The organism is Candidatus Eisenbacteria bacterium, from assembly GCA_018831195.1.
Taxonomy (GTDB): domain Bacteria; phylum Eisenbacteria; class RBG-16-71-46; order CAIMUX01; family JAHJDP01; genus JAHJDP01.
On sequence record JAHJDP010000085.1, the window covers coordinates 47,217 to 72,874 of the forward strand.

At 55.8% G+C, this 25,658-nt stretch carries 27 protein-coding genes; all 27 read right to left on the reverse strand.

What is annotated here, in order from left to right; genetic code table 11:
- Nucleotides 1–31 precede the first annotated feature (31 nt).
- The 27 genes from KJ970_14655 to fliF all read right to left on the reverse strand — a co-directional run bounded on the left by KJ970_14655 (nucleotide 32) and on the right by fliF (nucleotide 25,638).
- The gene (locus KJ970_14655; GenBank protein ID MBU2692159.1) at nucleotides 32–1,780 is read right to left on the reverse strand and encodes a response regulator; all 1,749 of its coding nucleotides are present in this window, start codon (nucleotides 1,778–1,780) and stop codon (nucleotides 32–34) included.
- Between the two features lie 31 nt (nucleotides 1,781–1,811).
- Nucleotides 1,812–3,065, reverse strand: coding sequence for a sensor domain-containing diguanylate cyclase (locus tag KJ970_14660; GenBank protein MBU2692160.1), 1,254 nt, complete (start codon nucleotides 3,063–3,065; stop codon nucleotides 1,812–1,814).
- Between the two features lie 22 nt (nucleotides 3,066–3,087).
- Nucleotides 3,088–3,942, reverse strand: coding sequence for an HDOD domain-containing protein (locus tag KJ970_14665; protein ID MBU2692161.1), 855 nt, complete (start codon nucleotides 3,940–3,942; stop codon nucleotides 3,088–3,090).
- On the reverse strand, nucleotides 3,932–4,834 hold the full coding sequence (locus KJ970_14670; GenBank protein MBU2692162.1) for a hypothetical protein: 903 nt from the start codon (nucleotides 4,832–4,834) through the stop codon (nucleotides 3,932–3,934). Before KJ970_14670 ends, KJ970_14665 begins: the two co-directional genes overlap by 11 nt.
- Before the next feature lie 44 nt (nucleotides 4,835–4,878).
- Nucleotides 4,879–5,166, reverse strand: coding sequence for a hypothetical protein (locus KJ970_14675; protein ID MBU2692163.1), 288 nt, complete (start codon nucleotides 5,164–5,166; stop codon nucleotides 4,879–4,881).
- A 23-nt stretch (nucleotides 5,167–5,189) separates the two neighbouring features.
- The gene (locus KJ970_14680; GenBank protein MBU2692164.1) at nucleotides 5,190–5,999 is read right to left on the reverse strand and encodes a FliA/WhiG family RNA polymerase sigma factor; all 810 of its coding nucleotides are present in this window, start codon (nucleotides 5,997–5,999) and stop codon (nucleotides 5,190–5,192) included.
- Between the two features lie 22 nt (nucleotides 6,000–6,021).
- Entirely contained in the window at nucleotides 6,022–6,297 is a 276-nt protein-coding gene (locus KJ970_14685; GenBank protein ID MBU2692165.1) for a hypothetical protein, read from the reverse strand.
- 9 nt (nucleotides 6,298–6,306) lie between these two features.
- Entirely contained in the window at nucleotides 6,307–7,194 is an 888-nt protein-coding gene (locus KJ970_14690) for a MinD/ParA family protein (GenBank protein MBU2692166.1), read from the reverse strand.
- A complete protein-coding gene (locus KJ970_14695) occupies nucleotides 7,172–8,326 on the reverse strand; it encodes a hypothetical protein (GenBank protein MBU2692167.1) in 1,155 nt (384 codons plus the stop codon). Before KJ970_14695 ends, KJ970_14690 begins: the two co-directional genes overlap by 23 nt.
- Nucleotide 8,327: 1 nt before the next feature.
- Entirely contained in the window at nucleotides 8,328–10,421 is a 2,094-nt protein-coding gene (flhA, locus tag KJ970_14700; GenBank protein MBU2692168.1) for a flagellar biosynthesis protein FlhA, read from the reverse strand.
- 6 nt (nucleotides 10,422–10,427) lie between these two features.
- The gene (gene flhB / locus KJ970_14705) at nucleotides 10,428–11,501 is read right to left on the reverse strand and encodes a flagellar biosynthesis protein FlhB (protein ID MBU2692169.1); all 1,074 of its coding nucleotides are present in this window, start codon (nucleotides 11,499–11,501) and stop codon (nucleotides 10,428–10,430) included.
- An 82-nt stretch (nucleotides 11,502–11,583) separates the two neighbouring features.
- On the reverse strand, nucleotides 11,584–12,345 hold the full coding sequence (fliR, locus tag KJ970_14710) for a flagellar biosynthetic protein FliR (protein ID MBU2692170.1): 762 nt from the start codon (nucleotides 12,343–12,345) through the stop codon (nucleotides 11,584–11,586).
- An 18-nt stretch (nucleotides 12,346–12,363) separates the two neighbouring features.
- Nucleotides 12,364–12,630 carry a flagellar biosynthesis protein FliQ gene (gene fliQ / locus KJ970_14715; protein MBU2692171.1) on the reverse strand — a complete coding sequence of 89 codons (267 nt, stop codon included), beginning with the start codon at nucleotides 12,628–12,630 and terminating at the stop codon, nucleotides 12,364–12,366.
- Between the two features lie 12 nt (nucleotides 12,631–12,642).
- Nucleotides 12,643–13,341, reverse strand: coding sequence for a flagellar type III secretion system pore protein FliP (gene fliP / locus KJ970_14720; protein ID MBU2692172.1), 699 nt, complete (start codon nucleotides 13,339–13,341; stop codon nucleotides 12,643–12,645).
- A 95-nt stretch (nucleotides 13,342–13,436) separates the two neighbouring features.
- Nucleotides 13,437–13,910 (reverse strand): flagellar biosynthetic protein FliO, encoded by a 474-nt coding sequence (locus KJ970_14725; GenBank protein ID MBU2692173.1) that lies wholly within the window; start codon nucleotides 13,908–13,910, stop codon nucleotides 13,437–13,439.
- Nucleotides 13,911–13,917: 7 nt separating this feature from the next.
- Nucleotides 13,918–14,541 (reverse strand): flagellar motor switch protein FliN, encoded by a 624-nt coding sequence (gene fliN, locus KJ970_14730; protein ID MBU2692174.1) that lies wholly within the window; start codon nucleotides 14,539–14,541, stop codon nucleotides 13,918–13,920.
- The gene (gene fliM / locus KJ970_14735; protein ID MBU2692175.1) at nucleotides 14,534–15,559 is read right to left on the reverse strand and encodes a flagellar motor switch protein FliM; all 1,026 of its coding nucleotides are present in this window, start codon (nucleotides 15,557–15,559) and stop codon (nucleotides 14,534–14,536) included. Before fliM ends, fliN begins: the two co-directional genes overlap by 8 nt.
- Nucleotides 15,560–15,601: 42 nt before the next feature.
- On the reverse strand, nucleotides 15,602–16,213 hold the full coding sequence (locus KJ970_14740) for a flagellar basal body-associated FliL family protein (protein ID MBU2692176.1): 612 nt from the start codon (nucleotides 16,211–16,213) through the stop codon (nucleotides 15,602–15,604).
- Between the two features lie 23 nt (nucleotides 16,214–16,236).
- Nucleotides 16,237–17,928, reverse strand: coding sequence for a flagellar hook-basal body complex protein (locus tag KJ970_14745; protein MBU2692177.1), 1,692 nt, complete (start codon nucleotides 17,926–17,928; stop codon nucleotides 16,237–16,239).
- A gap of 25 nt (nucleotides 17,929–17,953) precedes the next feature.
- On the reverse strand, nucleotides 17,954–18,619 hold the full coding sequence (locus KJ970_14750) for a hypothetical protein (GenBank protein MBU2692178.1): 666 nt from the start codon (nucleotides 18,617–18,619) through the stop codon (nucleotides 17,954–17,956).
- Nucleotides 18,620–18,665: 46 nt separating this feature from the next.
- The gene (locus tag KJ970_14755; protein ID MBU2692179.1) at nucleotides 18,666–19,928 is read right to left on the reverse strand and encodes a flagellar hook-length control protein FliK; all 1,263 of its coding nucleotides are present in this window, start codon (nucleotides 19,926–19,928) and stop codon (nucleotides 18,666–18,668) included.
- A gap of 92 nt (nucleotides 19,929–20,020) precedes the next feature.
- A complete protein-coding gene (locus KJ970_14760) occupies nucleotides 20,021–20,698 on the reverse strand; it encodes a hypothetical protein (GenBank protein ID MBU2692180.1) in 678 nt (225 codons plus the stop codon).
- 11 nt (nucleotides 20,699–20,709) lie between these two features.
- On the reverse strand, nucleotides 20,710–21,156 hold the full coding sequence (locus tag KJ970_14765) for a flagellar FliJ family protein (protein ID MBU2692181.1): 447 nt from the start codon (nucleotides 21,154–21,156) through the stop codon (nucleotides 20,710–20,712).
- Between the two features lie 22 nt (nucleotides 21,157–21,178).
- On the reverse strand, nucleotides 21,179–22,537 hold the full coding sequence (locus KJ970_14770) for a FliI/YscN family ATPase (protein MBU2692182.1): 1,359 nt from the start codon (nucleotides 22,535–22,537) through the stop codon (nucleotides 21,179–21,181).
- Complete coding sequence (locus tag KJ970_14775) at nucleotides 22,518–23,171, reverse strand: hypothetical protein (protein MBU2692183.1); 654 nt, start codon at nucleotides 23,169–23,171, stop codon at nucleotides 22,518–22,520. Before KJ970_14775 ends, KJ970_14770 begins: the two co-directional genes overlap by 20 nt.
- A complete protein-coding gene (gene fliG / locus KJ970_14780; protein MBU2692184.1) occupies nucleotides 23,164–24,180 on the reverse strand; it encodes a flagellar motor switch protein FliG in 1,017 nt (338 codons plus the stop codon). The genes KJ970_14775 and fliG overlap by 8 nt, the downstream gene beginning before the upstream one ends.
- Nucleotides 24,181–25,638 carry a flagellar M-ring protein FliF gene (fliF, locus tag KJ970_14785; protein MBU2692185.1) on the reverse strand — a complete coding sequence of 486 codons (1,458 nt, stop codon included), beginning with the start codon at nucleotides 25,636–25,638 and terminating at the stop codon, nucleotides 24,181–24,183. It abuts the gene before it with no gap.
- Between the last annotated feature and the right edge of the window lie 20 nt (nucleotides 25,639–25,658).

Below are 25,658 nucleotides of genomic sequence, written 5' to 3' on the forward strand. Positions count from 1 at the left end.
AAATGAGGCCGGCCGATAACCGGCCAGGCCATCAAGCGGCGGATGAGGCGGCTTCTTCTCCTGGATCAGACGCATCCCTTTCATCCGTCGGCTCCGGCTTCTGGGAAGCCTGGATGGCGGCCCCGGGAAGAGGCAGCCAGAAGCTGAATTTACTTCCTTTGCCCGGCTCGCTCTCGACCCATATCCGTCCGCCATGTTCTTCCACAATGCCTTTTGAGATAATGAGGCCAAGACCGGTTCCACCTGCCTTGCGGGTGGAGGATGAATCGAGCTGCCCGAACTTTCGGAAGAGCTTGGTTTGATTTTCCTCACTGATTCCCACGCCTTGATCAATGATTGAGATAACGGCGCCGTTTTCGGCCATTTCCGCTCTTATGGTGATCACACCGCCGTCATCAGAAAATTTCACCGCATTTGATACAAGATTGTTCACTACCTGCACGACCCGCATTTCATCAATGTTCAGTTTGGGGATTGAATCAGCGATTTGGATTTCCATTTTCAAACCGCGGTTCAAAACCATGGTCTCCAAGCTGTCGGTTGCATTGCGGAGCACCATCCCCAGATCAGCCAACAAAAAGTTATTTGAAAGGCGGCTGGATTCAAGCTTGCTGAAGTCGAGGATGTCGTTAATCAGACTCTCCAGACGTTCCACATTTGTTTGACTGATCTGAAGAAGTTCGGATTGCTGGGGCGGTATATCAAAGTAGCGTTCATCACCGAGGATCTCCAGCGAACCCTTGATGGAGGTCAAAGGTGTCCTCAATTCGTGGGAGACCACAGCGACAAAATCCGACTTGAGACGATCCAATTCCATGATCTTCTCGTAGATTCGGGCGTTGTGGATGGCGATGGCGGCCTGGCTGGCGAAGAGCGTCAATACCTCTTCGTCACTTGGGAGAAAAGGATCTTGACTCTTGTCCAGCACGACAATGAGACCCTGAACCGAACCATCCTGAATCAATGGTACGATGAGGGCTGAAGTGGCGCCGAGAACATGCAGGGGCTCCCCTTCCATCGCCAGTGATAGATCATTCTCAATCACGGGCTGGCCCTGTGAAATGGCCAATCCGGTCAATCCCCTGCGCCACTCGAGTTGCTCCAGCGACTCGTGATCCGGAATCACCGGACCACGAGCCCACTGGCACTGATACGCCTTCCCCCGTTCTTCCGCGAGGAGGAGAAGACCGGAGGAAGAACGTGTCAGTTGAATCGATTTTTCGACGATCTTTTCCAGGGTTCGGTCAAGATCCAGACTTGAGGTGATCTCCTTTCCGATTTCATACAGAGTTTTGATCTGCTCAGTGGCCAGTGCGACTTTGTCACGAAGATTTTCCTCATGACGCTGCAGCTCCATATTCGCTCGTTTCAGATTTTCCAGAAGCCTCCGGTTCTCCTCGGCGAGCCGCCTGCGTTCCAGAGCCCGATCAATCACTTTCTCGAGATCAAAGAGATCAAAGGGTTTTGTAATATAATCGAAGGCTCCCTTTCGCAAAGCCTCCACGGCATTGAAGACACTGGCGTTTCCGGTGATGAGAATGACCGGGACATCAGGATCCATCTCCTTGGCCACCCTCAATACTTCAAGCCCATCGACACCGGGAAGGTTGATGTCTGTCAGAACAACATCAAAGCTTTGTTCACCAAGTTGAACAATAGCCTCCTCACCCGTTGAAGAAAGAACCAGCTCATGCGAAGTCATCTGGAAGAAATCCTTGAGAACATCCAGAAGTTCGACCTCGTCATCGACAACCAAGACTCTTGTCGCTTCCTTTTCCATGTCTCTTTGCCCTATTCTTTTTGCTGTTCGCCTAAGCCGCCTGGACTTCGAGCCGGTTTCCCGAACAACAGCACACTTTATTCCGTCCCGTAGCTTTGGCTTCATAAAGCGCCCGGTCAGCTTTGTTGAGAATCGTCACCGCCTGATCACCCGCCTGGGGGAATCCGGCAATACCCATGCTGACGCTGATCTTTTTCCTGCGGCTGAAGGTATGATCGGCCACCTGCACGCGCAGACGCTCAGCGGCATTGAAGGCGCTTCTTACATCCGTCATCGGGAGAAGCACGACGAATTCATCCCCGCCGTAGCGGGCGACGAGATCCGAGTTCCTCGCCCAGCCCTTTAACAGCTTTGCCAGTTCCTTGAGGACGCGATCCCCCATCTGATGCCCATGTGTGTCGTTCAACGATTTGAAATTATCAATATCTATAAACATGAGGCTGAAGGGTTGTTCGTATCGCTGGGACCGATTTGTCTCCTCATTCAACCGTCTGATGAAATAACGCCTGTTGTTCAATGATGTCAGATCATCCGTAATGGCCAGCCGGTTCAACTCCTCGAACATGAGAAAGCGCTGGATGACCGCCGCGGTTTGACTCGCCACCAAGCTCAAAATACGTACATGTTCATTTTGGAATGTCTGGGGTTTGGGGTGGCTCAGGTTGAGCACCCCGATCAACTCGCCCTGCACCATGAGCGGCACCGAAGCAAAGGATCCAACCTCCAGATCATCCACGCGACGACCCCGGTGCAGGTCTTGCAAAACGACAATCCGCTTCTGCTTGGCCACCCAGGCGGAAAACCCGGGTCCATGATCAAATTCCACTCCACCGATGAGATCGATGTGCCGTCCGCGAAAAGCGCCGACGGTCAAGCGATCGGTCGAGGTGTTTTTTATAAATAGGGTGGCGTTTTCATAAGGAACCACATCATTCACCAGCTCGAGGAGACGCTGGAAGAGATCTTCGCGATCCAAGGTGTTTTGGATCGTCCGGCTGATCTCATAAAGGATCTCCAATTCCGAATCCACCCGTTCGATCTCACCCACGCGATTGCGCCGTACGACCCGGATCAATTTGCTATTGACGGTCTGTGCCGCTTCCAGAAGATCCGAGGACCGTTTTTGCGAAACCGCGCGCTCCACGGCGGTGCCCAAGTTTTTCGATTCCTTGGGGGTGATGAGCGCCTCTTCTTCGAGCGTCTTGATAAGACGGTGTTCACCTTTCCGAAATTTATCAATTACTGTTTGTAGCTGGCGAGACCCCACCCCATTCCGTCGCTTCATGACCATGGATTCCTTTCCTTCCTTAACTTGCCTGCTGAAAGACGGCCATTTCCTGCTCCAGGGACAATTGAATCCTTTCCCTGGCCGATTCTAATTCCTCGGGTGTCAAACCCAAGGCCTCAGTCCCCGCCCCGACTTCTTCATTCTGTTCCGTGGGCCGGGAACCTATGCCCATCCAATGCGTCACTTCATCAGCGGCCCTCACGACGAGCGTCAACCCCGAAAGAGCTGAAACATCGTCATGATGCCTCCCCACCGCTCCAGCCAAATCCTCCGGAAACTCCCAGCGTCTGGTGATCAATTCACCGACTTCAGCATGGTTGAACCCAAAGGCATCCTGCTCCAAAACGATGGACGCACCTTCTTTGTTATAGATTGAACGAAATACTGTCAGATAGCGCTCACCCATTGTTAAAGAGAGGATGAGGCGGCCGACATCATGCAACAATCCCGCGAGGAAGGCCTCCTCGGGATCGGCTTGTTTCGATCGTTGCGCCAGATAGCGCGCCGACAAGGCGGCGCCCATGCTGTGCATCCACATCGATGTCTCCTCAAAACTCGGCTTGCTCCTGCCGTGAACGGGCAATGAATGGAGTAGGATCAGATTCCGCACCGCCGTGACACCCAAGAGGACCACCGCCTGGCTGAGGGTTCTCACCTGATTTCGGAGACCGAAAAAGGGGGAATTGCAGGTGGCGAGGACCTTGCTGGTCAGACCGGGATCGGTCGAAACGACCTTCACCAGATCAGCAACGGCGATATCTTCCATATTGCGGCTCATCTGGAGAACCCGTTGGGCGACGAGCGGCATCGGGGGAACATCCTCCACCAGCTTCATCATGGCCAACTCCTCACCCTTTCCGTTCTCAGCGTCCATTCTGTAATCCCTTCTCTTTAATAATGTTAGGTGGTATTCTTTGATGCAATGCTGCTCTACTTTCGATCTTCTCACCATTCATTACTTTTCGGCTTTTCGGGTCGGGAAATTCAGCATCAGATTGGAAAAAGAGGCGGACCGATTCCCTTGATATGCGGAGCCTTCGCGCTATCTGCTCGATCCCTTCTCCCTGTTGGACCAACTGCTGAACCTGTTCCTTGATCCCCAAAACCGGCCTTCGCGTGGGCCGGTTGTCGAGCCTCCGGCCGGTGGGAAGAGGTTCGGGATCGTGGGCGAATCCCAAACTGGGGGGGCGGAGAACCGGTTGCCGGATCGGCCTGGACTCCGTGACCGGACGGGATTCCCTGACCGGCCGGGATTCCGCGATCGGATTTCCCGCCATCTCCGGCTCCTGAGCCGTTCCCGCCGGTGTGAGGGATTGAATGCCGGCTTCCTTCCAGCGCGTCGCCATGACTTCTAAATCCTGTAGAGCCTTGAGGACCGCCTCTTGGTTTGCTTGAAGCGGACCCTTGGATCCCTCATCCCCTTTTCTGAGCCTGCCGGTCTTCAAGAGACGGCGCTGGCCTTTAACAAAGAGGGCCGCACCGATAAATCCTCCGAAAACACCCCAGATGAGCGCCACCGGGAAGGAGGCGGAATCCCGGAGGATGCCGGCGGATCTCTCCTCCCCGTCGGAAATCACCCCTCCGTCCTGGTGAAAGAGACCGGAGGCGCTTTGATCTCCCGTGTCGACGGAGCTTTTCGGCACCGACTCCGGGCCGGGCCCTTGATCCCGCGCCCAGGTCACACCGTCATAGGGGCTTGTCGCGTCGGCATCAGCCGTCTGAGCTGAAAGGGGTCCGGCGCAACACATCAATGTTAAACCGATCACGACGAAGACGGAGTGCAACCTTTGCCGACCGGCTGCCGATCCGACTAGGCCTTGATATCGATAACTCGTCCTTTGACCGTCCCGCCGTCCTGGCATGACGTTTCTCCCTCTATTTTGGATTCCTGATCCTCAACACCCGTTTCTTCTTCCGGACTCATTTCCTTTTCTCTCTCCTCATCCTCAATCCCGCCGGATGCCGCTTCTTCATCGCCTCGTTGCGGGCTCTCATGCGATGGGGACTTGTCTTGATTCTGTCCCCGGTCCCGCAATCCCTGCACCCTTTCCAGGGTCTCAATTGAGGGGATTTTGTTAATGTTGCTCAACCGGTCCATGTCACCCCGGTTCCGCCGCGCGATTAAGCGGCCCGATCCACGCACCCCATCGATTCACCCTGAAGAAGCGGCCGTAATCTTGTTCTCAGGCGCTGCACCGCCTTTGTGTGAATCTGGCTGACACGGGATTCGGAAATGTTCAATGTTTCACCGATCTCCTTGAGCGTCATCTCCTCGTAGTAATAAAGGGCCAACACGAGTCTCTCCTGCTCGGAAAGGGCGTTGACACTTCTAAGAAGAAGATCGCGGGATTCGGTTGTTTCAATCTGTTCAAGAGCGTCGATCGCCTCCGCGTCCTGAATCATGTCCGAGAGCCCTGATAGCTCATGTTCGTCATCCACGGTCACCGTCGAATCGAGCGAAAGAAGCATCGAACCGCGTATATCGTCGAGGAGCTTGTGGTACTCGGTGAGCCGCATGCTCATGGCGCGCGCCACCTCTTCATCGCAGGCGGGCCGTCCGAGCTGTTGATCCAGCAAGCGGCAGGTCTTTTCCACTTGGCGGGCCTTGCGCCGGATGGTCCGTGAGGCCCAGTCAAGGGATCGAAGTTCATCCAAGACAGCCCCTTTGATCCTCCAAATGGCGTATGTCTCGAATTTTGTTCCACGGTCTGCGTCGAATTTCTCCAGCGCATCATACAGGCCGATGATCGCCGTGCTGATGAGGTCCTCCTTGTCCACCGTTCGGGGAAGACCCGCGGCCACTTTGTCGACCACATACTTCACCAAGGGTGCATACCGTCGGAGAGCCTCTTCCCGTTTTTTCTGCTCCCGCTCCAGATTCGGCGGTACAGGTTTGGCTACCAACCGGAGAAATTCAGATGTGTCCTCCATGAGACCTCCTCGTTGCGGGTCATTAGGCCGCAGGAGTTTCCTCCTCCTCGACCTGTGTCTTGGATTCAAGCTTTAACTTTTGTTCTTCCGCCTCTCGCGTGGCGACGAGCCGGCTCAGCACCATCTCCCCCACCACACGCAAGGCCAATCGAACCAGCAGATAAACGGCCAAGCCGCAGACAACGGCCCTGAATGATTGTTGAAGAGGTGTCACACCTCTGATCCATGTAATGACCGCGATGACCATGGCCGTTCCCATTCCCAGAAGGAGAGCGAAGCGATGAGCGATCTCATTCATCCCATTCTCCTAGGCGACGCCGACATGTCCCGGCAAGCGGGTCCGCGGCGGTTCTTCAACATGCAACAGCTGATCCGCCAAACTCTCGAGGGCCATTGCCGCCTGAGATTTGGGAAACATATCGACAAAGGGTTCTTGGGCGTGTATCGAACGCAGCACGAGATCATCTTCGGGTATCATGCCGAGGACCTCCGGTTTCATCTGGAGAAAGTGCTGTGCGACGGATCGTATCCGGCGGGCCGCGCGCCGCGCTTCCGCGCCGTTACGAACCCGGTTGAGGACCAATCGCGGCGCATTCCAAATCGGCCGGCTGAGCAGAACCTTCAACGTGGCATAGGCATCGGAGAAGGCGGTCGGTTCGGGCGTTGTGAGAATCAGGATTTCGCGTGTCGCCTGCGCCAGCCTGATATTTTGACGATGAATGCCGCTCCCCGTGTCGACGAGGAAAACATCATGACGGCTCTTCAGATCGTCCAATGAACGGATCAGGACCTCCCGGCGGTAATCGTCGAGGTTGGCCATATCCTCCACACCCGAGGCGGCGGGCAGCAACTTTATCCCATGCGGACCTTCCAAAATAATATCGTCCAGGGTCATCTTTCCGGAGACGACATCCCACAGGTTGTACTGAGGCACAAGACCGAGCAGAAGATCGACATTCGCCAGACTCAGATCGCCATCCAGTACCAGAACCTTGAGTCCCCGGCGGGCAAAGAGGACGGCCAAATTAGCGACTAAGGTGCTCTTGCCGACCCCGCCTTTGCCGCTGATCACTGATAAGGAAATCGGTTCCCGAAAAGAGCCGATCGGCTCTCCCGGGCGGCGGTAGGTCGACGTCCCATGAATGAGTGAGAGATGGGCCGGAGTCCTTCGTCTATCCGGTGATTGCCGTGTCATGAACCGTCATCCTTTCCTTTACCGTTGGGGTCTCGTTCTCTTGATCTATAAGCTCAATACCGTCCAGCACCAGGTCCACGATCTCTTCAGTGTCGGCCACCCGCAGATCATCCGGCACACGCTGGCCATCGGAGAGATAAGCTATCGGCAGAGAAGCTTTAAGGGGCGTTGTGAACAAACAGCCATAACTGTCTGTTTCGTCAATCTTTGTAAATGTAATCGCCTTCGGCTCAAGGGAGCGAAAGGTTCCTACATAGCGAACCTGATCCCGAACCCGCATGGAGACCGCCAGCAATACATGAACCTGTGCCCCAGGCATCGCGGCCAAGAGGGGCTTCAAGCGGCGCACCCCCTCGGGATCCGTCCATTGGATACCGGGGGTGTCGACAATAATCGTCGTCATCGAAGAAAGCAGACCTTCAAGAGCCTCTTCAACCTCCTCTGGTGAGTAGGCGATAGCGGAGGGGAGTCCGAGCACCTCGGCGTAGGAGTTAAGATGCAGGGCACCGGCCAGACGGATCGTATCCAGTGATAGGAGGCCGACAGGGTGGCCTGCATCCCGGATTCGGGCGGCGAGTTTGGCGCAGGTCGTCGTCTTCCCGACACCGGGCCCGCCCACCATCACAATAATCTGCGGATGGATGATATCCGGCATGATCTCTCCCCCGACGCGGACCAGGGAACGAATATGCCGGCGAAGCCGTTCGGCTGTGTCGGCGCTTCCATGGTGCCGCGGGGGCAAAATCTTCAAGATGCCAAGGGCCAAGGAGGAATCGACATCACTCTCGATGAGATCGAGATAGATCTCGCGGGCCCAGGGTGTGAGATGAGAGAAATGGTCAGATGAGACGAGGCGACTTAGGTACCGAATCTTATCCAACGCTTTATCAAGTTCCATCTGAAGTCCTGCCGTGTCCGGGGCCGTCCTCGTCATCGGCGATGAGGCGATCGGCAATGCGGAAACCGAGGCCGGCCCCCGAACCGGTTTGGGTGGAAGGTCCGGCCCTGGATCGCTTGCCGCCAGTACAACGACCTGTGCCGGTCGCCGGGATGAGGCCGGTGTCTTTTTTGTCTCAAGAATGAGGGCGTCTGGTCCCAGGCTCTCTCTTACCTTGGAGAGGGCACCCGCCATGTCACGCGCTTGAAACCTTCGAATATTCATGAGTACCTTTCACCACCGCCGTGGTCCTGAGCGAAGGGGCATGGGCCACTTCCGCATACGAGAGAACCACCAAGTGCGGCACGAATCGGATGATCAACTCCCGCAGATAGGGTCGAATCGCTTGCGAACAGAGAATCAGCGGTTGTGGAGAAACCACGACCGAGAGTTCTATCGCTTGGCGAATCTCCTCCACCAGTGCCTGTAATTGGTCCGGAGGGAGGATGAGGTAACGGTGACCGTCTCCCTCCCTTAAACTATCCAACAGCTCATGCTCCAAACCGGGGTCCAGCGCAATAGCATGCAGGATTCCCCGTTTATCCTTATATGGTTGGATCAAGGCGCGCCCCAGAGATTCGCGGACTTTCTCAACCAACATGTCTAAGTCTTTGACTGATGGGGCATAATCCGCCAACGTCTCCAAAATGGTGACGAGATCCCGAATCGAAACCCGCTCCTCTATGAGTCGCTGAAGAACCTTTTGCACGCCCCCGAGGTTGAGATGCTGGGGCATCAGCTCTTCGACGACGGCCGGGTATTGGGTCTTGATCTGGTCGATGAGACGCTGTGTTTCCTGCCGGCCGAGGAGTTCGTGCCCATGCCGGCGGATCACCTCAGTAAAGTGGGTGGTAAGAACAGCCGAGGGTTCCACAACGGTGTATCCGCGGGCTTCCGCTTCCTCACGCTGGCCCCGCGTAATCCAGATCGCCTGCAGACCGAAGGCCGGTTCTTTCGTTGGAATCCCGCTGAGGGGGGGCGCGTCGGGCGATCCGCCCATGGCAAGATCGTGATCGACAATGAGATTTCCGCGAGCCACCTCAACACCCCGGATATTGATAATGTAGCTGTCCGCGGAGAGCCGGATGTTATCCCGGATCCGGATCGGCGGGACAACCAGGCCCAATTCGGTCGCGATCTGCCGGCGGATCATCGAAACCCGGCGGGCGAGATCGCCCCCACTCTTCTCATCCACGAGCGGAATCAATCCGTATCCGATTTCCAATTCCAATGAATCGACGTCCAGGAGCCGCTCGACCTTCTCCGGTCCGTCGGAGACTTTGGGCTTTCTCAGTTGTATGGCTCTTTCCTTTTGACGGGCGACCTCTTGGCGCGCCAGGAGACCCACACCCGCCGTCAGTCCGCCGAGGATAAAGAAGGGCAGAAAGGGAAGCCCCGGAACCAGCCCCAATGCCAGGAGGATTCCCGCCACAACAAGAGGAGCCCGCGGCTCGGAGAGGGATTGCCGCATGACCTCGCGTCCGAGACTCCCCTGCCCCTCCGAACGGGTGATGATGATACCCGATGCGGTGGAAATCACTAGAGCGGGGAGCTGCGCCACCAATCCGTCACCGATCGTGAGAAGTGTATAAGTCCGGGCCGCTTCGCCGATCCCCATCCCCTGCTGTGTTAAACCGATCGCCAGCCCGCCGATAATATTGATCAAGGTGATGACGATGCCGGCAATCGCATCGCCGCGGACGAATTTCGACGCTCCATCCATCGCGCCATAAAAGTCGGCCTGGCGGCTGATCTCTCTCCGGCGCCTTCGCGCCTCGATTTCATCGATCAGCCCCGCGTTCAGATCGGCATCGATCGCCATCTGCCGGCCGGGCATGGCGTCCAATGTGAAACGCGCCGTCACCTCGGCAATCCTTCCGGCTCCCTTGGTAATCACAAGGAACTGAATCGCGACCAAAATGATAAAGACCACCAGACCGACGGCGTAATTGCCTCCCACGACAAAGCTCCCGAAGGCGCCGATGACTTTGCCGCCGTAGGCGTTCAGCAGGATCTGGCGTGTCGAGGCGACATTGAGAGAAAGACGGAATAGGGTGATCAGCAGCAGGACGGTTGGAAAAACGCTGAAATCGAGAGGATTGGCGACATAGATCGTGAGCATCAGAATGACCAACCCCGAGGTCAGGCTGAGGATGAGTAAGATATCGAGTACGGGCGCCGGGACGGGAATGACCAGGATGGCCAGGAGAAGCAGGATAGAACCCGCCACCAGGATATCCGCCCGACGGACAAGCCAGGAATCGTAGATCTTTTCGCTCTGACTCATCATACCTCTTTAAGCGACGCCGCGACTCTGATGGAGGCGGTAGACATAGGCCAAAATGCGGGCCACCGCTTCGAACAGGGCCGTGGGTATCCTCTGTCCAACTTCCGTTTGTTTGTGCAGCGCCCGGGCCAGCGGCGGATCCTCAACGATGGGCACATTGTGCTTCTCGGCAATCTCGCGGATGCGGAGAGCCATCTTCCGCATCCCTTTGGCCACCACTTCAGGAGCGGCCATCTTGCCGCGGTCGTACCGAAGAGCGACGGCGTAATGGGTCGGGTTCGTGATCACGACATCGGCTTTGGGTATCGCCGCCATCATCCGCTGCCAGCTCAGCCTCCTCTGCTGCGCCCGCACCTTTGATTTAATCTGCGGCGATCCCTCCTGCTGTTTGACTTCTTCCTCCACCTCCTTGCGGGTCATCTTGATGTTTTGATCATGCCGATAGCGCTGATATCCGTAATCGAGGATGGCGAGAATGAGCAGGGCCAGACCGACGCGGAGACCCATGGTGATGAATAGTTGCCCGACCCGGCTGATGATGACGCTGAGAGCGCTTCCCGTCGTCGGCAGGACGGTGGAAAAGGCCGTCTGGACAACACCCCAAGCGATGGAACCGACGATGACCAATTTCACCAGTGATTTGACCAGTTCCACACCACTGTCCATCGAGACGACTCGCTTCATCCCCTTTATAGGATCGAGTCGATCAAACTTGGGGCCCAGCGGCTTGGACGAAACATGGAAGCCGACCTGCATGACATTGGAGACTAATCCCGAGAAAAGAGCGGTGAGGGCCACCGGGGCCAGAAGACCCAAAAGAACCGGAGTCAGACGGATTTGAAGACCGACGATGCCCTGGGAGGAAAGATCGATCGTCCCCATATTCCCAAAGAAGTAGACCAAGAGATCCCGGCACTTGGTGAAAAAAGTGGGGCCATAGAAGGAAAAGACAGCGGTCAGGGCGAGGAGAACGATGGCATTGGCCACCTCCCGGGAGCGCGCTACCTGTCCCTCGCGACGGGCTTCCAGCCGCCGGCGGGGTGTCGCTTGCTCGGTTCTCTCCTGGAAAGACTGCTCAGCCACCTTTCCCCCTCTTCCCCCCTTTTGGGGATCCTCTCGGAGTCAAACTAGGAGGAGATCACCCTCCTAGTGGGCTATCTGCAAGCTACATGCCACGTAGGAGAGTTATGAGGTCGGATTCCATTCCTGCGAAGAGACGATCGAGCGTTGATACGAAAAGAGGCAGAGTTAGGGCCAATGTGCCGAGTCCCAAAGCGATCTTAATGGGGAAGCCGATGATGAAAATATTCATCTGGGGAACGGTTCGAGCGACAAATCCCATGGCAGCTTCGGCTAAAAACAGTACGCCCAGGACAGCGCCCCCGACTTCCAGCCCCACCACAAAAATCGAGGCGGAGAGGTCTATCAGGGTGTTCGCCACGGAGGCTCCCATCCCCAGAGTCCCCGGGGGATGCATCCTGAGACTGAAGGAGAGGGCTCTGAGAAGGATATGATGCCCGTCGGAGAGGAGAAAGATGAGGATGGCCGTCGTCTCCAGAAAACGGCCGATAATACCACCGGAGTTGCCGGAGGTCGGATCCATGATCCCTGCCAGTCCGATTCCCATCTGTGTCCCCATCAGCTGCCCGGCCAGATTGATTCCGACAAAGGGGAAAGATGCGGCCAAACCCAGCAAGGCCCCCAACAGGGCCTCGGAGACGACCGCCAGCAGCGTCCCAGGGAGAGTGTTGAGCGCTTCAATCGGCCCGGGGGGCGCGATTGGGGTTAGAATCACCGTCAGAGTGATGGCGGCGGCCACCTTGATTTGGCCGGGAATCTCGCGCCGGGCGAGAATCGGACTCGTCATAAAGAACCCGAGAGACCGGAAAAGGACGAGCAGGGCCACCGGCACCCAATGAAAATCCATGTGAGGCTCCTTCCCCTTCTAGCCGACTCCGCCCAGGTTTGAAAACAGCTCGATGGTGAAATCCATCATTTTGTGGACCATCCAGGGCAGAAAGAGAAAGAGCGAGAGCACCACCGCGAGGATTTTCGGAATAAATGTGAGGGTCATCTCCTGTATCTGTGTCACGGCCTGGAAGACCGAGACGATCAACCCGGTCACCAGCCCGAACAAAAGCATCGGCGCCGACATGAGCAGCGCCAGCCAAAGGGTGTGCTTGAAGAGCTCAATTGCCTCGGTGACCGTCATGGCAGCGACCTCCTAGAAGAAACTCGTCACGATGGACCGAACGACCAAGTGCCAGCCATCCGCCAGAACAAAAAGCAGGATCTTGAAAGGAAGACTGATCATGACCGGTGGGAGCATCAGCATCCCCATCGACATCAAAACACTGGCGACAACCATGTCGATGATGAGAAAAGGCAGATAGAGCACAAATCCCATCTGAAACGCTTTCCTCAATTCGCTGATCATGAAGGAGGGGATAAGAACCTCCAGCGGCACTTCACCCAGATTGGCCGGCTTTTCACGCTTCGAGAGTCCTTGGAATAGAGCCATATCCTTTTCCCGTGTCTGCGAAGCCATGAAACCGCGCAGCGGGGCCACGCCATTTTTCAAAGCGTCCCCCGGAGTTATTTCCCCATTCAGATAAGGACGAACCGCTTCTTGGTGGATCTGCGTCCACACGGGAGACATGACAAAAAAAGTGAGGAAGAGCGCCAGCCCGATCAGGACGGGATTAGGCGGCATTTGCTGCGTGCTCATGGCCTGGCGCAGGAAACCGAGAACAATGATGATCCTCGTGAACGAGGTCACCATGAGAATAAGCGCCGGGGCCATGGAGAGAAGGGTCAACAAGAAAACGATTTGTATGGTTGAAGCGACCCGCTCGGATCCCTCCTCCTCACCCATCGAAACGGTCAGCGAGGGCCCGGCATGGGCTGTTCCCGACGCCAGCATGAGCAAGGTGGCGATTCCCAGGAAGAGAACCAGGGAGAAAACAATTTTGGAGGCCTGACCGTTCGCCCTCCATGGCGACGGATCCATCCTTGGCATTACCGATTGTCCTCCTTAACCGTGTCTTCCATTCCCGTCGCAGAAATCCGGACGGGGAAACCAAGATTCCTCAACCGGTTCATACGATCCTCAAGCGCATGGGAGAATTCTTCTGTCTTGGCTGCTTGAGGCTGGCTCTCTTCCTGAGGCTGTTCCCTCCAGCTTCCCAGGCGTGTTATCCGCTGCTGTGTGATACCGACGAGCACTTTGCGATCACCAATGCCGATGAGAGCGACCCAGGAGTTTCTTCCCAGGGCCTTCTGGGCCTCCACATCGATCCCGTACCCCGTTACCTTGCCGCGCGTTCTCCTTTGAAGACGCCGGTAGGTATAATAAAGGAGGGCGAGCAGACCGAGAACAATGATCAATGAAAGGGCGATACGCCCGACGAGTCCGCCCGCCGAGGCGAGTTCGGTTTCAGCCTGTGTCGGTGTTGTTAAACCTGATCCGATAATGAAGAGTGGTAAGATCATTTGATCCTCATGCCAGTTTCTGTACCCGGTCGCGCGGCGACAACAGATGTGTAATCCGGATGCCGAACTGCTCATCCACAACGACGACCTCTCCCTTGCCGATATTCACTCCATTGACCAGAAGATCGACCGATTCACCCGCCATTTTGTCCAACTCCACAACGCTCCCCGGACCCAGATCCAGGATTTCGGAGATATCCATCTGCGCACGCCCCAACTCCACGGCGATGGGTAGTTGAACATCATAGAGAAGTTCAAGATTCGCTCCCTCGCCGGCGCGGTGAGAATTCACCAGCTGTGGAAACTCAACCGTCTTCACCTCCGACAGTGAATTGTTTTCGGAATCATCCAGCACACCAAGTTCCGCGGCGGCCTGGAGAAGATTATCAATATCTTCTTCCGATGCTGATGATCCATCGTTATCGCCGGCGCCTTGGGGAAATTGCTCATCGAGCCCCAGTGAATCGATCCCTCCGGACGGATCGGTTTCCTCATCGGCGGCACCGGCCGCATCCGGTGTTCCCGATTCTGCTCCCAAAACCTCTTCGTTTTCGGTCGACTCGGATTCTGACCCGCCGATCGATTCGATTTCTTCGTTTTCATCCCCGGTGGGATTCATCGTTTCATCCATGTCGAGCCTCTCCTTCGCTCACAGTGGTTTGGGTTCCGTCATAAACGCCCAAGATTTGAACAGCTTTCCATTTCTTGGTTCGCCCGGGGCGACCCAAAAACTTTGTATATCCGTCAACGATAATGTTAACGGGGTCCTCGACCTTGGCATCCAAGGGAAGGACGTCTCCTACTTTCAGTTTCAGGAAATCGTAAACCGTAACATCGCTTCGGCCTAATTGCACCGCGATGTCCATCGGCCCCATACCCAGCGCGTGCTTGATTTCCTTTTTTGTCTCTTCACTCAGCGGATCGCGGGAGACCAGAAAACGGTTCTCCCCGGCCAGATGCCCGAGAATCGTCTCAATAAACGGGAACGGATATGTCAAAGTAATCAGTCCCGAGGTCTTCGGCATGGAGACCTGGAGGGTCAATACAAGAACCGTTTCAGTCGGCGGCAAAAGGTTCTGAAGCTGGGGATTCAGCTCGAATGGCCTCATGACCGGCTCCAGAGCACATATCGGCGCCCAAACCTCCTTTAAAGCCGGCAGAATTTTCCCCACCATTTTCGAAATGATGGTCGCTTCAATCGGCGTCATATCCCTTTCTTCTTCAGGTGAAAGGCCGGAGCCGCCGAGTAGTTTATCAAACATCGCCAAACCGAGGGCGGATTGCATATCCAGGATCGTTGTTCCGTTTTCCTCCTTGAGATCCAGGAGAAAGACGCCGGCTGATTGCGGAAGGCTGATGATATATTCCCCATAGCTGAATTGCTCGAGGCTCATTAACTCCGCCGTCACACGCGCTCTCAGAAGAGTTGAGAGCAGAACACCCAGTCTCCGGGAGAAAGGAACATGAAGGTTTTGTAAAATCTTCAGCTGTTCCCTGGAGACACGACTGGGGCGCCGGAAGTCATAGGAAGAGATTTTTTTATCGCTCGCCTCCGAAACTTCTTGTTGTCGCTCCTCAGCTTCCTCGTCATCCGTCGGAATAGCGCCGAGTAGGGCATCAACTTCATCCTGGCTTAGGATGTTCGCCACCGGGACAATCTCCTTCCTATCTTCCGTTCTTCCTGGCTGAGACTACTGGACGATGTAGTCCGTAAAATAGAGATTCAGGGCTTTGCCATTGACAAGGATCTCGTTGACCTTAATCAATATCGATTCACGGATCTCCTCTCTCAGAACGGGGTCAACGGCTTCTTCGAGGCCCCGCGAACTGAATTCCCGTATAAGGAGATCACGGATTTGCGGATTGCGGGCCGCCATCTCCTCCACAACCCCCTCACCTTCCAGTTCGAAGGTGACCCCCACCTTGAGAAACCGCCGGCCCGACGTGCCCGCCGGATTGACGATAATCTCATCCACTGAATGTATAAGAGACGGCGGCGGCGAGGGCGCCGTTTCAGGTTCGGGCGCAACTTCACCCGCGATCAGCTCTTCGTCGACCGGCGCGTTCAGCCTCGGTGCGAGAACCTTTGTAATGACCACAAAGGAGATCACCGCCGTCACCGCAATGACCAGGACAAGAACCGCGATCTTTGCCACCGCGGTAGGAATCTTCGGGAGGGACGGCAGTTTTAGACCGAATTTCTTCTTGCCTGTGCCCTCGCCGGCCGGCTGTTCCTGATCGTTTACCGCGGCCTCACCCTGCGGTCCGGCCTTTTCTCTAATTTCTGCAGCCTCTCCCGCCATCACTCAACTCCTCCAGCGGCCCTTTACCGCTTCAAGTTGATGACATCCGACAAAATTTCATCGGTTGTGGTCAGGACCCGGGCGCTCGCTTGAAAACCGCGCTGGGCCAGAATCATTTGTGTGAATTGTTCCGCCAAATCGACATTGGAGCCTTCCAACGCACCCGGTTGGATTGTTAAACCACCATGAGATTCGGGCGGCGCCACCATCGGGGATCCCGAGTTCGGCGAGAAGGCGAAAAGAGATCCACCCTCGCGCGTCAGTCCCGACGGATTGGCAAAACGGGCGACAGCGACTTGGGCGATCGGCCGTTGTACACCGTTTGAAAAGAGCCCGTGTATAATCCCATTCTGATCAAATTGGAAATCAACAAATTCCCCGGCGCTGTAGCCGTCTTGATTGGCGATGACCTGCGTTTCGGAACTCAGCATGGTCAACCCGCTGAAGGTTCCCTGCGTTCCAACATCGAGATTCATGCTCACGGGGCTGGTGCTTCCATTGCCGAAATCCAGCTGGATTCCGGCGGGGATCTTGTCCCCTTCGGGATTATAGGAGAGTCCTTGAATTGATCCGTCTGAGTTCCAAGCGATACGGCCGGAGCCTCCCTGCAGCACACGGACTTCGCCGTTATCCACCTTCGCTGTCCAGCTGACGGCGTTTTCTCCGAGGACACGGGTCAATTCGATCGTCAGAGTGTGGGCCTCTCCCAAGCTGTCATAAATTGTCAGATCCTGCGTCACCGCGATCGGGTCCCGGGCCTCTTGCAATGTCTCCATCTCGAGACTCGAACCGAAATCGATCCGTAGATTGTCATCGGCTCCCATGCCCCGCATCGTCAGGGCATCGATCGCCGCCGTGGTCCCTAGTGAGGCCGGCGTATCAATTCGAATCCTGCTTTGAGAATCAAGGGACACGGTGGTCCCGGACACTTCAGGATCTTCATTCAGCATTGATTGCAACGCCGACATCAGATCAGCCAGTGTTGTATTGCCCGATACGTCGACTTCCGCGCTATAGCCGGTGCCGTTGACCTGCGCCGAGATCGCAATCGTATCTCCATCCTGCAACAGGGCTTCACCGCCTGTTCCCAGGGAAAGAAGCTTGGTTGTCGAATCGACGGTTCCGCCGTCAATGTGATAAAGGACTGCTGATTGAAGCGCCTGCCCGAGCGGTTGGGAATCAGAGTTCAAATTGCCGGCGATAGAGATGTCGGATGTTACACGGGCCGGCTCCATCTCCGTGATCGGGATCGCAAGATCCCCGAACTGTGTCCCGAAGGCCTGGACCTTCGGATCATATGTATAACCCTGAACAGCCAGTCCGCTGGTGGAGCTGACGAGCCGTCCACTTGAATCCAGCCGGAAAGATCCCGCCCGCGAATAGAGATATTGATCCCCGGCATTGAGAACAAAGAAACCGCTTCCTTCAAGCGCCAGATCGGTCGATACACCGGTGGCTTCAATGCCGCCTTGTGTAAAGAGCGGATCCGTCGCCGCCAAACGGGTTCCTGTTCCCATTTGGAGCGCATTGAGACCGCCTCGGGAGCCTATCGACCCCACCGATGAGCGGATTGTCTGCGCCAAGGCTTCTTCAAATGTCGTCCGTCCCGCCTTAAAACCGACAGTATTGACATTGGCAATGTTATTGCCTATCACATCCAACATTCCAACATGACTGGATAGACCTGAAACCGCGGAAAATAGTGATCGCATCATGATTCATCCCTCCCGGACGAGCCGTCTATTCTTCTGAAATGCTCCCGATTTCAATCACGGAGCCCAATGGGATCTGTTGCCCGTTCATGATGAGCCATGTCTGACCCTGGTCATATGAAACACCAGAGATCAAACCAGCCACGACCGGTACAGCGCCCAGAGGCTCGCCGTCGACATCAAAAGCTGACACCTGCAAATTATAAGATCCCGGGGGTAGCTCATCGCCGTCATCCGCCACCGGATTCCAATCCCAAACCGTGTTTCCTTGCGGCACACCCTCGCGCCGTACAATGGCCACTGTTTGTCCCGATTCATCCACAACCGAGATCAAAACCTCTTGCGCCTGCTGGGGAAGGTAGACACCCACCTCCACCGGATCCGTACCAGTAATGTTTAACTCACCCGAACTCGCCACCAGCCGCCGGCCGATCATTTGAGGCGTCATTGTTTGCCCCAGTGATTCGATCATCAGGGTTTGTGTCTGTGCCGTGGCGTTCAAATTTTGCATTTGCTCCAGAGAGCTGAATTGCGCCAATTGAGCCACCATTTCCTCATTCTGCATCGGATTCAGAGGATCCTGATTCACCAGCTGAGCCAGCAGCAGCTTTAAAAAATCTTCCTTGCCGAGATCGGCGTATCCCGCCGCCGCACTCAACGCGGCATTTGTCGATCCAATCGAAGTTACTTCCATTTCTATTGACTCCCTTCATGCCCCAAACCGGGCCTCACACCCCTAGCTAAACCAGCAAATTTATCCGCCCGCCCGGCAATCTTCGTTCGATTCCCGTCAACGTTTCCGCCGGCTCCGCCGTTTCCGTGGCGGACACATCCGCTGCGCGTTCCTCGCCGGGGACGGGCCCTTGAAATGCTCGATCGAATGCGGTTCGCTCTTCACCCGATCCGACCAAGAAATGACCAAGTTCAAAACCGGACTGCTGAAGAGCCTTTTCCAGACCCTGCCGCCCGTCCTGAAGAAGTTGAATGACCCTTGAGTGATCCGACTGAACCGTCAAATCAACGCGGTTGCCTTCGGTACGGATCCGAATATTGAGAGTTCCCCATTCCGGGGGACGAAGACGGATATTGATTTCTTGACGGCCGTTCCGGATGGCCAACCGGACGACTTGCCCCACCTGTTCCGTAAAAATTTCCGGCTCGGTATTCGGAACCCAGATCGATTCTGTCTCCGCCGCCGCCACAACCTGCGCGCCCGGTGCGGAGAACATCATCGGGATTCCATCAGCAGCTGTTTCTGTCGTACCTGTAGTCGTAATACCTGTTTTGGAATTCGTCGTTGAGTTTTCAAGTTGCGGATCGACGGGTACGGAATTCCGGCGTGTCGATCCGGTTATAGATTCCACCTCCTGGCCGGGCACGACAGCGGGTTGGCCGTTTCGCCTTTGACCGCCGAATCCGCCAGAAGCATTGGAAGGATTGTCCCGCCCGTTTGAGGCATCGGGAAGCTCCGATCCTTTGCCTTGCGGAGCCTGGGTCCATTCCGGCTCCAAGCCCTTTTCGGCATCCAATGCGGCCGCTTCCGAAGGGTGCTTTGCCTCTACGGCCTGATGGGTGATGGTGGGCGGGGCGCCGGAAGATAACCTTTGCGCCCGATCCCCCTTCTGAAGGTCTCGAGCCGGATCGGTCTTATCCATAACCTCTGTCTCTTTCCCTCCATCGATCTCTTTCACCATGGCTTCTTTCCACCCGTCGGCCTCTTTTACAATCGCATCTTTCGCAATCGTCTCCTCTCCCTGGATGGGAGGAGTCTCCGCCTTTGATGATCCGGCATTTACAGACGGCGGCGTCACAGCGACATTCTCGAGCGGCGGATGGACGGTTTTGGCCTCTTTCGGCGACGGCGCGGAGGCAAACCCCTCCTCACCCTGCGCTGGTGAAGTTTCATCGCCACCTTCAACCTTCGATTGAAGCCGGCTCTCCATCGTGGAATACGCGCTCCACATGAGATGAAATTCGGATGGTTCACCGAAGTCCGATTTCATCCTTCGGGGCGGCGGCATATCATCAGCCGGCCGCGGTTTACCGGACGGTTGCAGTAAAGGAAGATTTGGCGTGGGGAACGCCTGCTCTCCAACTACCATGCCTCCTCCTCATACCACCGGTTGTCATTCGTTGTCGTTTCATTGACCTCAGGCTCAGGAGCCAGACCCAGCACGCGCTTGCTTAGACGCGCTGCACGGCCGGGCTCCAAAGCGCCCAGAACTTTTGAAGCCTGCCGGGGAGACATTTGTGTTAAAAGAAGTTCAGCCTCGGCATTGGTGAGCCCCGATAGAACCCGCGCCGCTTCCAGCGGCTTCATACCGGAGAAGATCTTCACTAAGCGACTCACCCGCTCCTCCTCGGTCAAACTTTCTGATGTCGCCAGTGATTCCGACAACCGGACTTGAAGAAGACCCTCCAACCGGGACATCCGCCCTTCAAAATCCTCTTCCTCGACACGCCGCCAACGCTCTATTGTCCGTATCGAATCCCATGGCGCGGATTCCCACTTCACCGGAGGCGCCTTCGGTTTCGTCTTGGGCATCTCGGATATCGTGTTTTCCTTGGCCTTCACTTCGATCACATCCGGTTCCATCATCTTCTTGACGCGGGGGATCACACCCCTCTGCGCCGCACCCGTAATAAACATCATGCTCACAAAGATCGTCAGGCAACTGGCAACCAGCACGGCGATGAACGCCAAAGCGCTGCCGCTTCCCCGGTTAGGAGCCCAGCGGTGTTCCTGAATATTTTCCTTTGTGGGTGTCAACACTTTCACAATCCTTAGGCAGCCCGTCGCCGGAATTGCTGAGATGCAAATTCGTCCATTTCCTTTTGTTCATCTCTGAGAATAAATCTGACAAACTCTGAATACCGGCGATCCCTTAAACGCTCCAGGATCTTTTCCCGTCGTTCGGCTTCCTGAAACTCCTGTCGGGCCTGCCCTGTCCGTTTCTCCGAGTCGGTGACGCCTTGCGCCGCTGTTCTGCGCTGGTATTGGAGATCCTCCAAATGCCGCCGGCCTTGATGAACTTCCCAAGCATTATCCTGTTGAGTCAGCTGACGACGCGCCGTTTCCATTCCCTTTCCCTCCGCTTTCTTTGCATCCTCTAGTTTCTCGCGAGCTTGACTCTCCACGCGGTGGTGGTGAGCCAACTTCCTTTGTTCCCCTTTTGTCTCCTCCTCACGAACCCGTTGCACACCGGATAGTGGAAAGCGAAAACGTTTCATTTCCTCCCCCCCTTAGTTGCTGTCATGATGTCGCTCCTTGCTTTTCAGCCTTTTCACCTTCAGCAACCGTGTCGCCGACTTGTGCCAGTTCCTTCAACCCGGCGATTGTGGTCGCAAAATCACATCCTTCATTCCTGCCCTGGCGCAAAAAACCGGTGATCTGATCCCATTGGCGCAAAGCCCGATCGACCAGAGGCTGCGATCCTTTCACATAGGCGCCGAGTTGGATCGCATCCTCTGCTTCCCGGTAGGCGGCAATCAGATGGCGCAATCTTCCGGCGCTGGCCTGATGCTCGGGATCCACAATGTCATCCATCACACGACTGATACTCTCCAAGACATCCACGGCCGGATAGTGATTGGAAACAGCCAGGCGCCGGGAGAGCACAATGTGCCCGTCGAGAACGGCCCTTGCGGCGTCGGCGACCGGTTCGGCCAGGTCATCCGACTCCACCAACACGGCGAAAAGACCGGTGATGGAACCATTTTTATTGTTGCCACAGCGCTCCAACAACTGCGGCAATAATGTAAAAGCACTGGGCGGATAACCGCGTGTCGTCGGCGGCTCACCTGCGGCGAGGCCGATCTCGCGCTGCGCTGTGGCGACACGGGTCAGCGAATCCATCATCAGCAGAACGTTCATCCCTTGATCACGAAAGTATTCGGCGACGGTGACGGCCAGCAGGGCGGCCTTGATACGAACCAGGGGAGGCTGATCACTTGTCGCGGCGATGACAACGGATCGCTCCAAACCGGCCCCCAGATCTCTTTCAATAAACTCACGAACCTCCCGGCCTCTTTCCCCAACCAGGGCGATAACACTCACCTGCGCCTGCGTATGCCGGGCGATAGAACCAAGAAGCACTGATTTACCGACACCGGTTCCCGCCAGAATCCCCGTTCGCTGTCCCTGTCCAAGGGTTAAGAAAGCGTCGATCGACCGGATACCGGTACTCAAGGGCGCTCGGATTCTTCGCCGCTCCAACGGATCAGGCGCCGCCGCTTCCAGCGGGCGCAGGCTCACATCATGCAACGGGCCCTTCTTATCCAAAGGTTCGCCGAGGCCGCTGATAACCCGTCCGAGAAGACCTTGCCCGACCGGGGCGAGAAGAGGCCCACCGGCCGATACGACTGAGGCAGCGGAACGAAGACCCCTCGTATTATTCAGACTCATGAGCAAAATCCGGTCATCACGGAATCCAACGACCTGTGCCGGGATCCAATCTCCGTTACTCTGGATTTTACACATGTCTCCGACCGAGACTTTCGGCCCGCTCGCCTCAACAAGGATGCCGAGAGTTTGTGAAACCCGTCCCATTTCCAGGATGGGATTCAACGCGTCAAGCTTCCCGGCGATTTTCTTAAGCCTCTTGATGCCCATCGTCTTCCTGGCTCCAGCGGTCCACTAGTTCTCCTATCTGCTTCAATTGATGTGAGGGCTGGGAATCCCAACCCCGCTCTCCCCACCAAACAACACTACCGCCAAGTTCAATCGTTTCATCGGCGATAATCTGCAGGGTGTTATCCTGCACCGCCGCACCCTTTCCAAGGGCTTTTTGAATCAACTCGAGATCGCTTGGGTTCACCCGCACTTGGGCGGGGCTGCCATTGGTAACCTCCTGAAGAGCCGCCCGAGTCAATCGCACCACCGCATCACGGTCGCATCTGAGTTCCCTGCGAACGACCGCTTCGGCGATGCGAATCACCACCTTGATCGCGAGACCCTCCCATTCCCCCGCCATCTCCTTCTGCGATTCCTTCAGGGAACCCGCGATTTGCCGGCAATGATCAAAGAGTCCGGCGAGTTCCTGCCGGATCGCTCGCTCTCCTTCGCGCAATCCTTCGAGTCTGGCCGCATCCCTCATCCGCACGGCTTCCGCAGCGAGAATCATCGGCTCCGGCGGAGGTCCAGCGACCTCGGCTCGATACATCTCACGTTCCCGATCGGTAAGGTTCCGGGTGTTCACATTTATCAGGGCCGTGTTCAATCGCGGCTGTCGGATGACCCTAGACAATGATCTCCTCCTCTTCGCCGCCGCGTGACACGACAATCTTACCCTGCTCCTCGAGTCTTCGGATGGTTTCCACAATCCGCTGCTGTGACTCTTCAACGGTCTTCAATCGTACAGGTCCGAGATACTCGATCTCGTCCTTGAGCATGTCGGAGGCCCGTTGAGACATATTGTTATAGATTTTAGTTTTTACGTCCTCAGAGGCGACCTTGAGAGCCAATCCCAGATCCTTTGAATCGACCTCCTTGAGCACCTGCTGGATATCCCGATCGATGAGATGAACGATATCCTCGAAGACGAACATGAGATTCTTTATCTTCGCGGCCAATTCGGGATCTTCCCGGTCCAGAATCCCAAGAATGTTCTTTTCCGTCCCCCGATCGACGAGATTCAGGACCGTCGCGACGGAATCGATGCCACCCATCCGGTTGGAGGATGATTTGCCGATCATCTTTATCTGCTCCCGGAGAATGTTATCCATTTCATAAAATGTTTCTTGGGAGATCTGTTCCATGCAAGCGATCCTGGCGATGACATCGGGCTGGATATCCTGCGGCAGCTGTGTCAATACCGCGGCGGCTTGATGGGCGTCCAACCGGGCCAGGATTAGAGCCATCGTCTGGGGATGCTCACTTTGTATAAAGGAGAGCAGTTGCTCGGGATCAACCTGTTCAATCGCCTGAAGCGTGCTCTCCTCCAGAGTCGTCCTCACCCGGCTGAGAATCTCCCTCGCCCGTTCCGTCCCGACGGCCTTAATCAGCATCTGCTGGGCATAATCAATTCCACCTTCCAGGTAGAACGATTGCGCCATGACCATATCCTTGAACTCGGACAGCAATTCCTTTCGCTTGGCGGTGGGAATTTCCTTTGTTCTCGCGATCTCCATCGTGACTGCTTCAACTTCAGTTGAATCCAAGTACTTGGTCACTGAAGCGGCGGCTTCCGCGCCCAAGGTCACCAGCAACATGGCGGCCTTGCGGATCCCACCTTCTGAAAATCCCTTGGGTGGCATTTAACCCTCGTGCATCCAGGCCCGGATCAATCGAGCCGTTACATCTGGTGATTCGTTGGATAACCGGCGAACCTCCAATTCAAGCGGATCTCCTTCCGGTTCTCTCAGTATCTCGATCTCTCTTTTCCTGATCTCCGCTTCTGGCGTTGCAGGGCGCTTGTACATCTTCTTGAGCAATCCCCGGAAGGCGAAAATGAGCAGCACAGCAATGATCAAACCGCCGATCCTCGTGACGATATCGATGACCTGCTGCATCTTGTGGGTTTTTTCCATCTCCTGGCGTTCAGTATCCAAGGAGGTGGTGTCAAAGGCGATGTTTTCAACATTCAACTCATCACCTCGATCGTTGCTGAATCCCAATGCGGCTTTGATCAATTGCGTCAATTTCTGCATCTCTTCGGCGGAGCGCGTCGTATATTGCCGCACGCCGTTTTCATCCACTGTATAGGTCCCATCAATAAAGACGGCGCCCGTCAGCTTCTTTAACGTTCCCGCGGATCCAAGGACACGTTCCATGCGTTTTGAGAATTCATAATTCGTCGTCGAACTTTCAGAACTGCTGCCGTCGGAGTTTGTTCCGCTTGTGGTTTGCTCGCTGATAATGGCCGGGTTCTCGGCATCATAGGTTTCAATGGTGCGATCGACCTTCTCCCAATCGAGTTCGGCGGTCAGCCGGACAATCGCCTTATTCGGGCCCAAAACTGCTTCCAGCATTGATTGGGCTTTGCGGGCAAGATGGTCTTCTACATTCCGAGTGAGTTCCATCTGATCCGACGAAGCGGCGAAATTGGTTCCCCCGGTGTTGCTGAGCAGATTGCCCGCCGTGTCGAGAATCGTAACATTATCGGTCTCCAAACCCTCAACGGCACTGGCGACAAGATGTACAATTCCGCGGACGTGCCCGGAGGCCAAACGGGCTCCGGCATTTAAACGCACAACAACTGAAGCGGTTGTTTTGTTCTGATCTTCCTGAAAAAGGCTTTCCTCAGGGATAACAAGATGCACCCGGGCTTGCTGTATTTCTTCGAGCGTCTGAATGGTTCTGGCGATTTCCCCTTCCAAGGCCCGCCGGTGTTGAAACTTTTGTATAAAATCAGTCCAACCCATCTTCCCCTGATCCATAATCTCGTATCCACGGCTGCCGGTCCGGGGAAGACCTTGATTGGCGAGACTCAGACGGGCTTCATAGACCTTATCCTTCGGAACAACAACGGTCGTACCGCCGTCCCGGAGTTCATAGTCGACCTTCTCTGATTGAAGACGTTCAACGATCGACCCAGCTTCCTCCGGATCCAACCGGGCATAAAGGATGGCGTATTCGGGCGAAGAAGCCCAGAGGGATAGAAGTATCAGCGTCACTATTAAGGCGCCGCCCAGCGTCAGAGTCAGAAGACGCTGCCCCGGTGTGAGTTGATGAAAGAGCCTTCCAATAAAGGATATTGAAAAGAACTGAGCCAATCCTCACCTCCTGATACAGG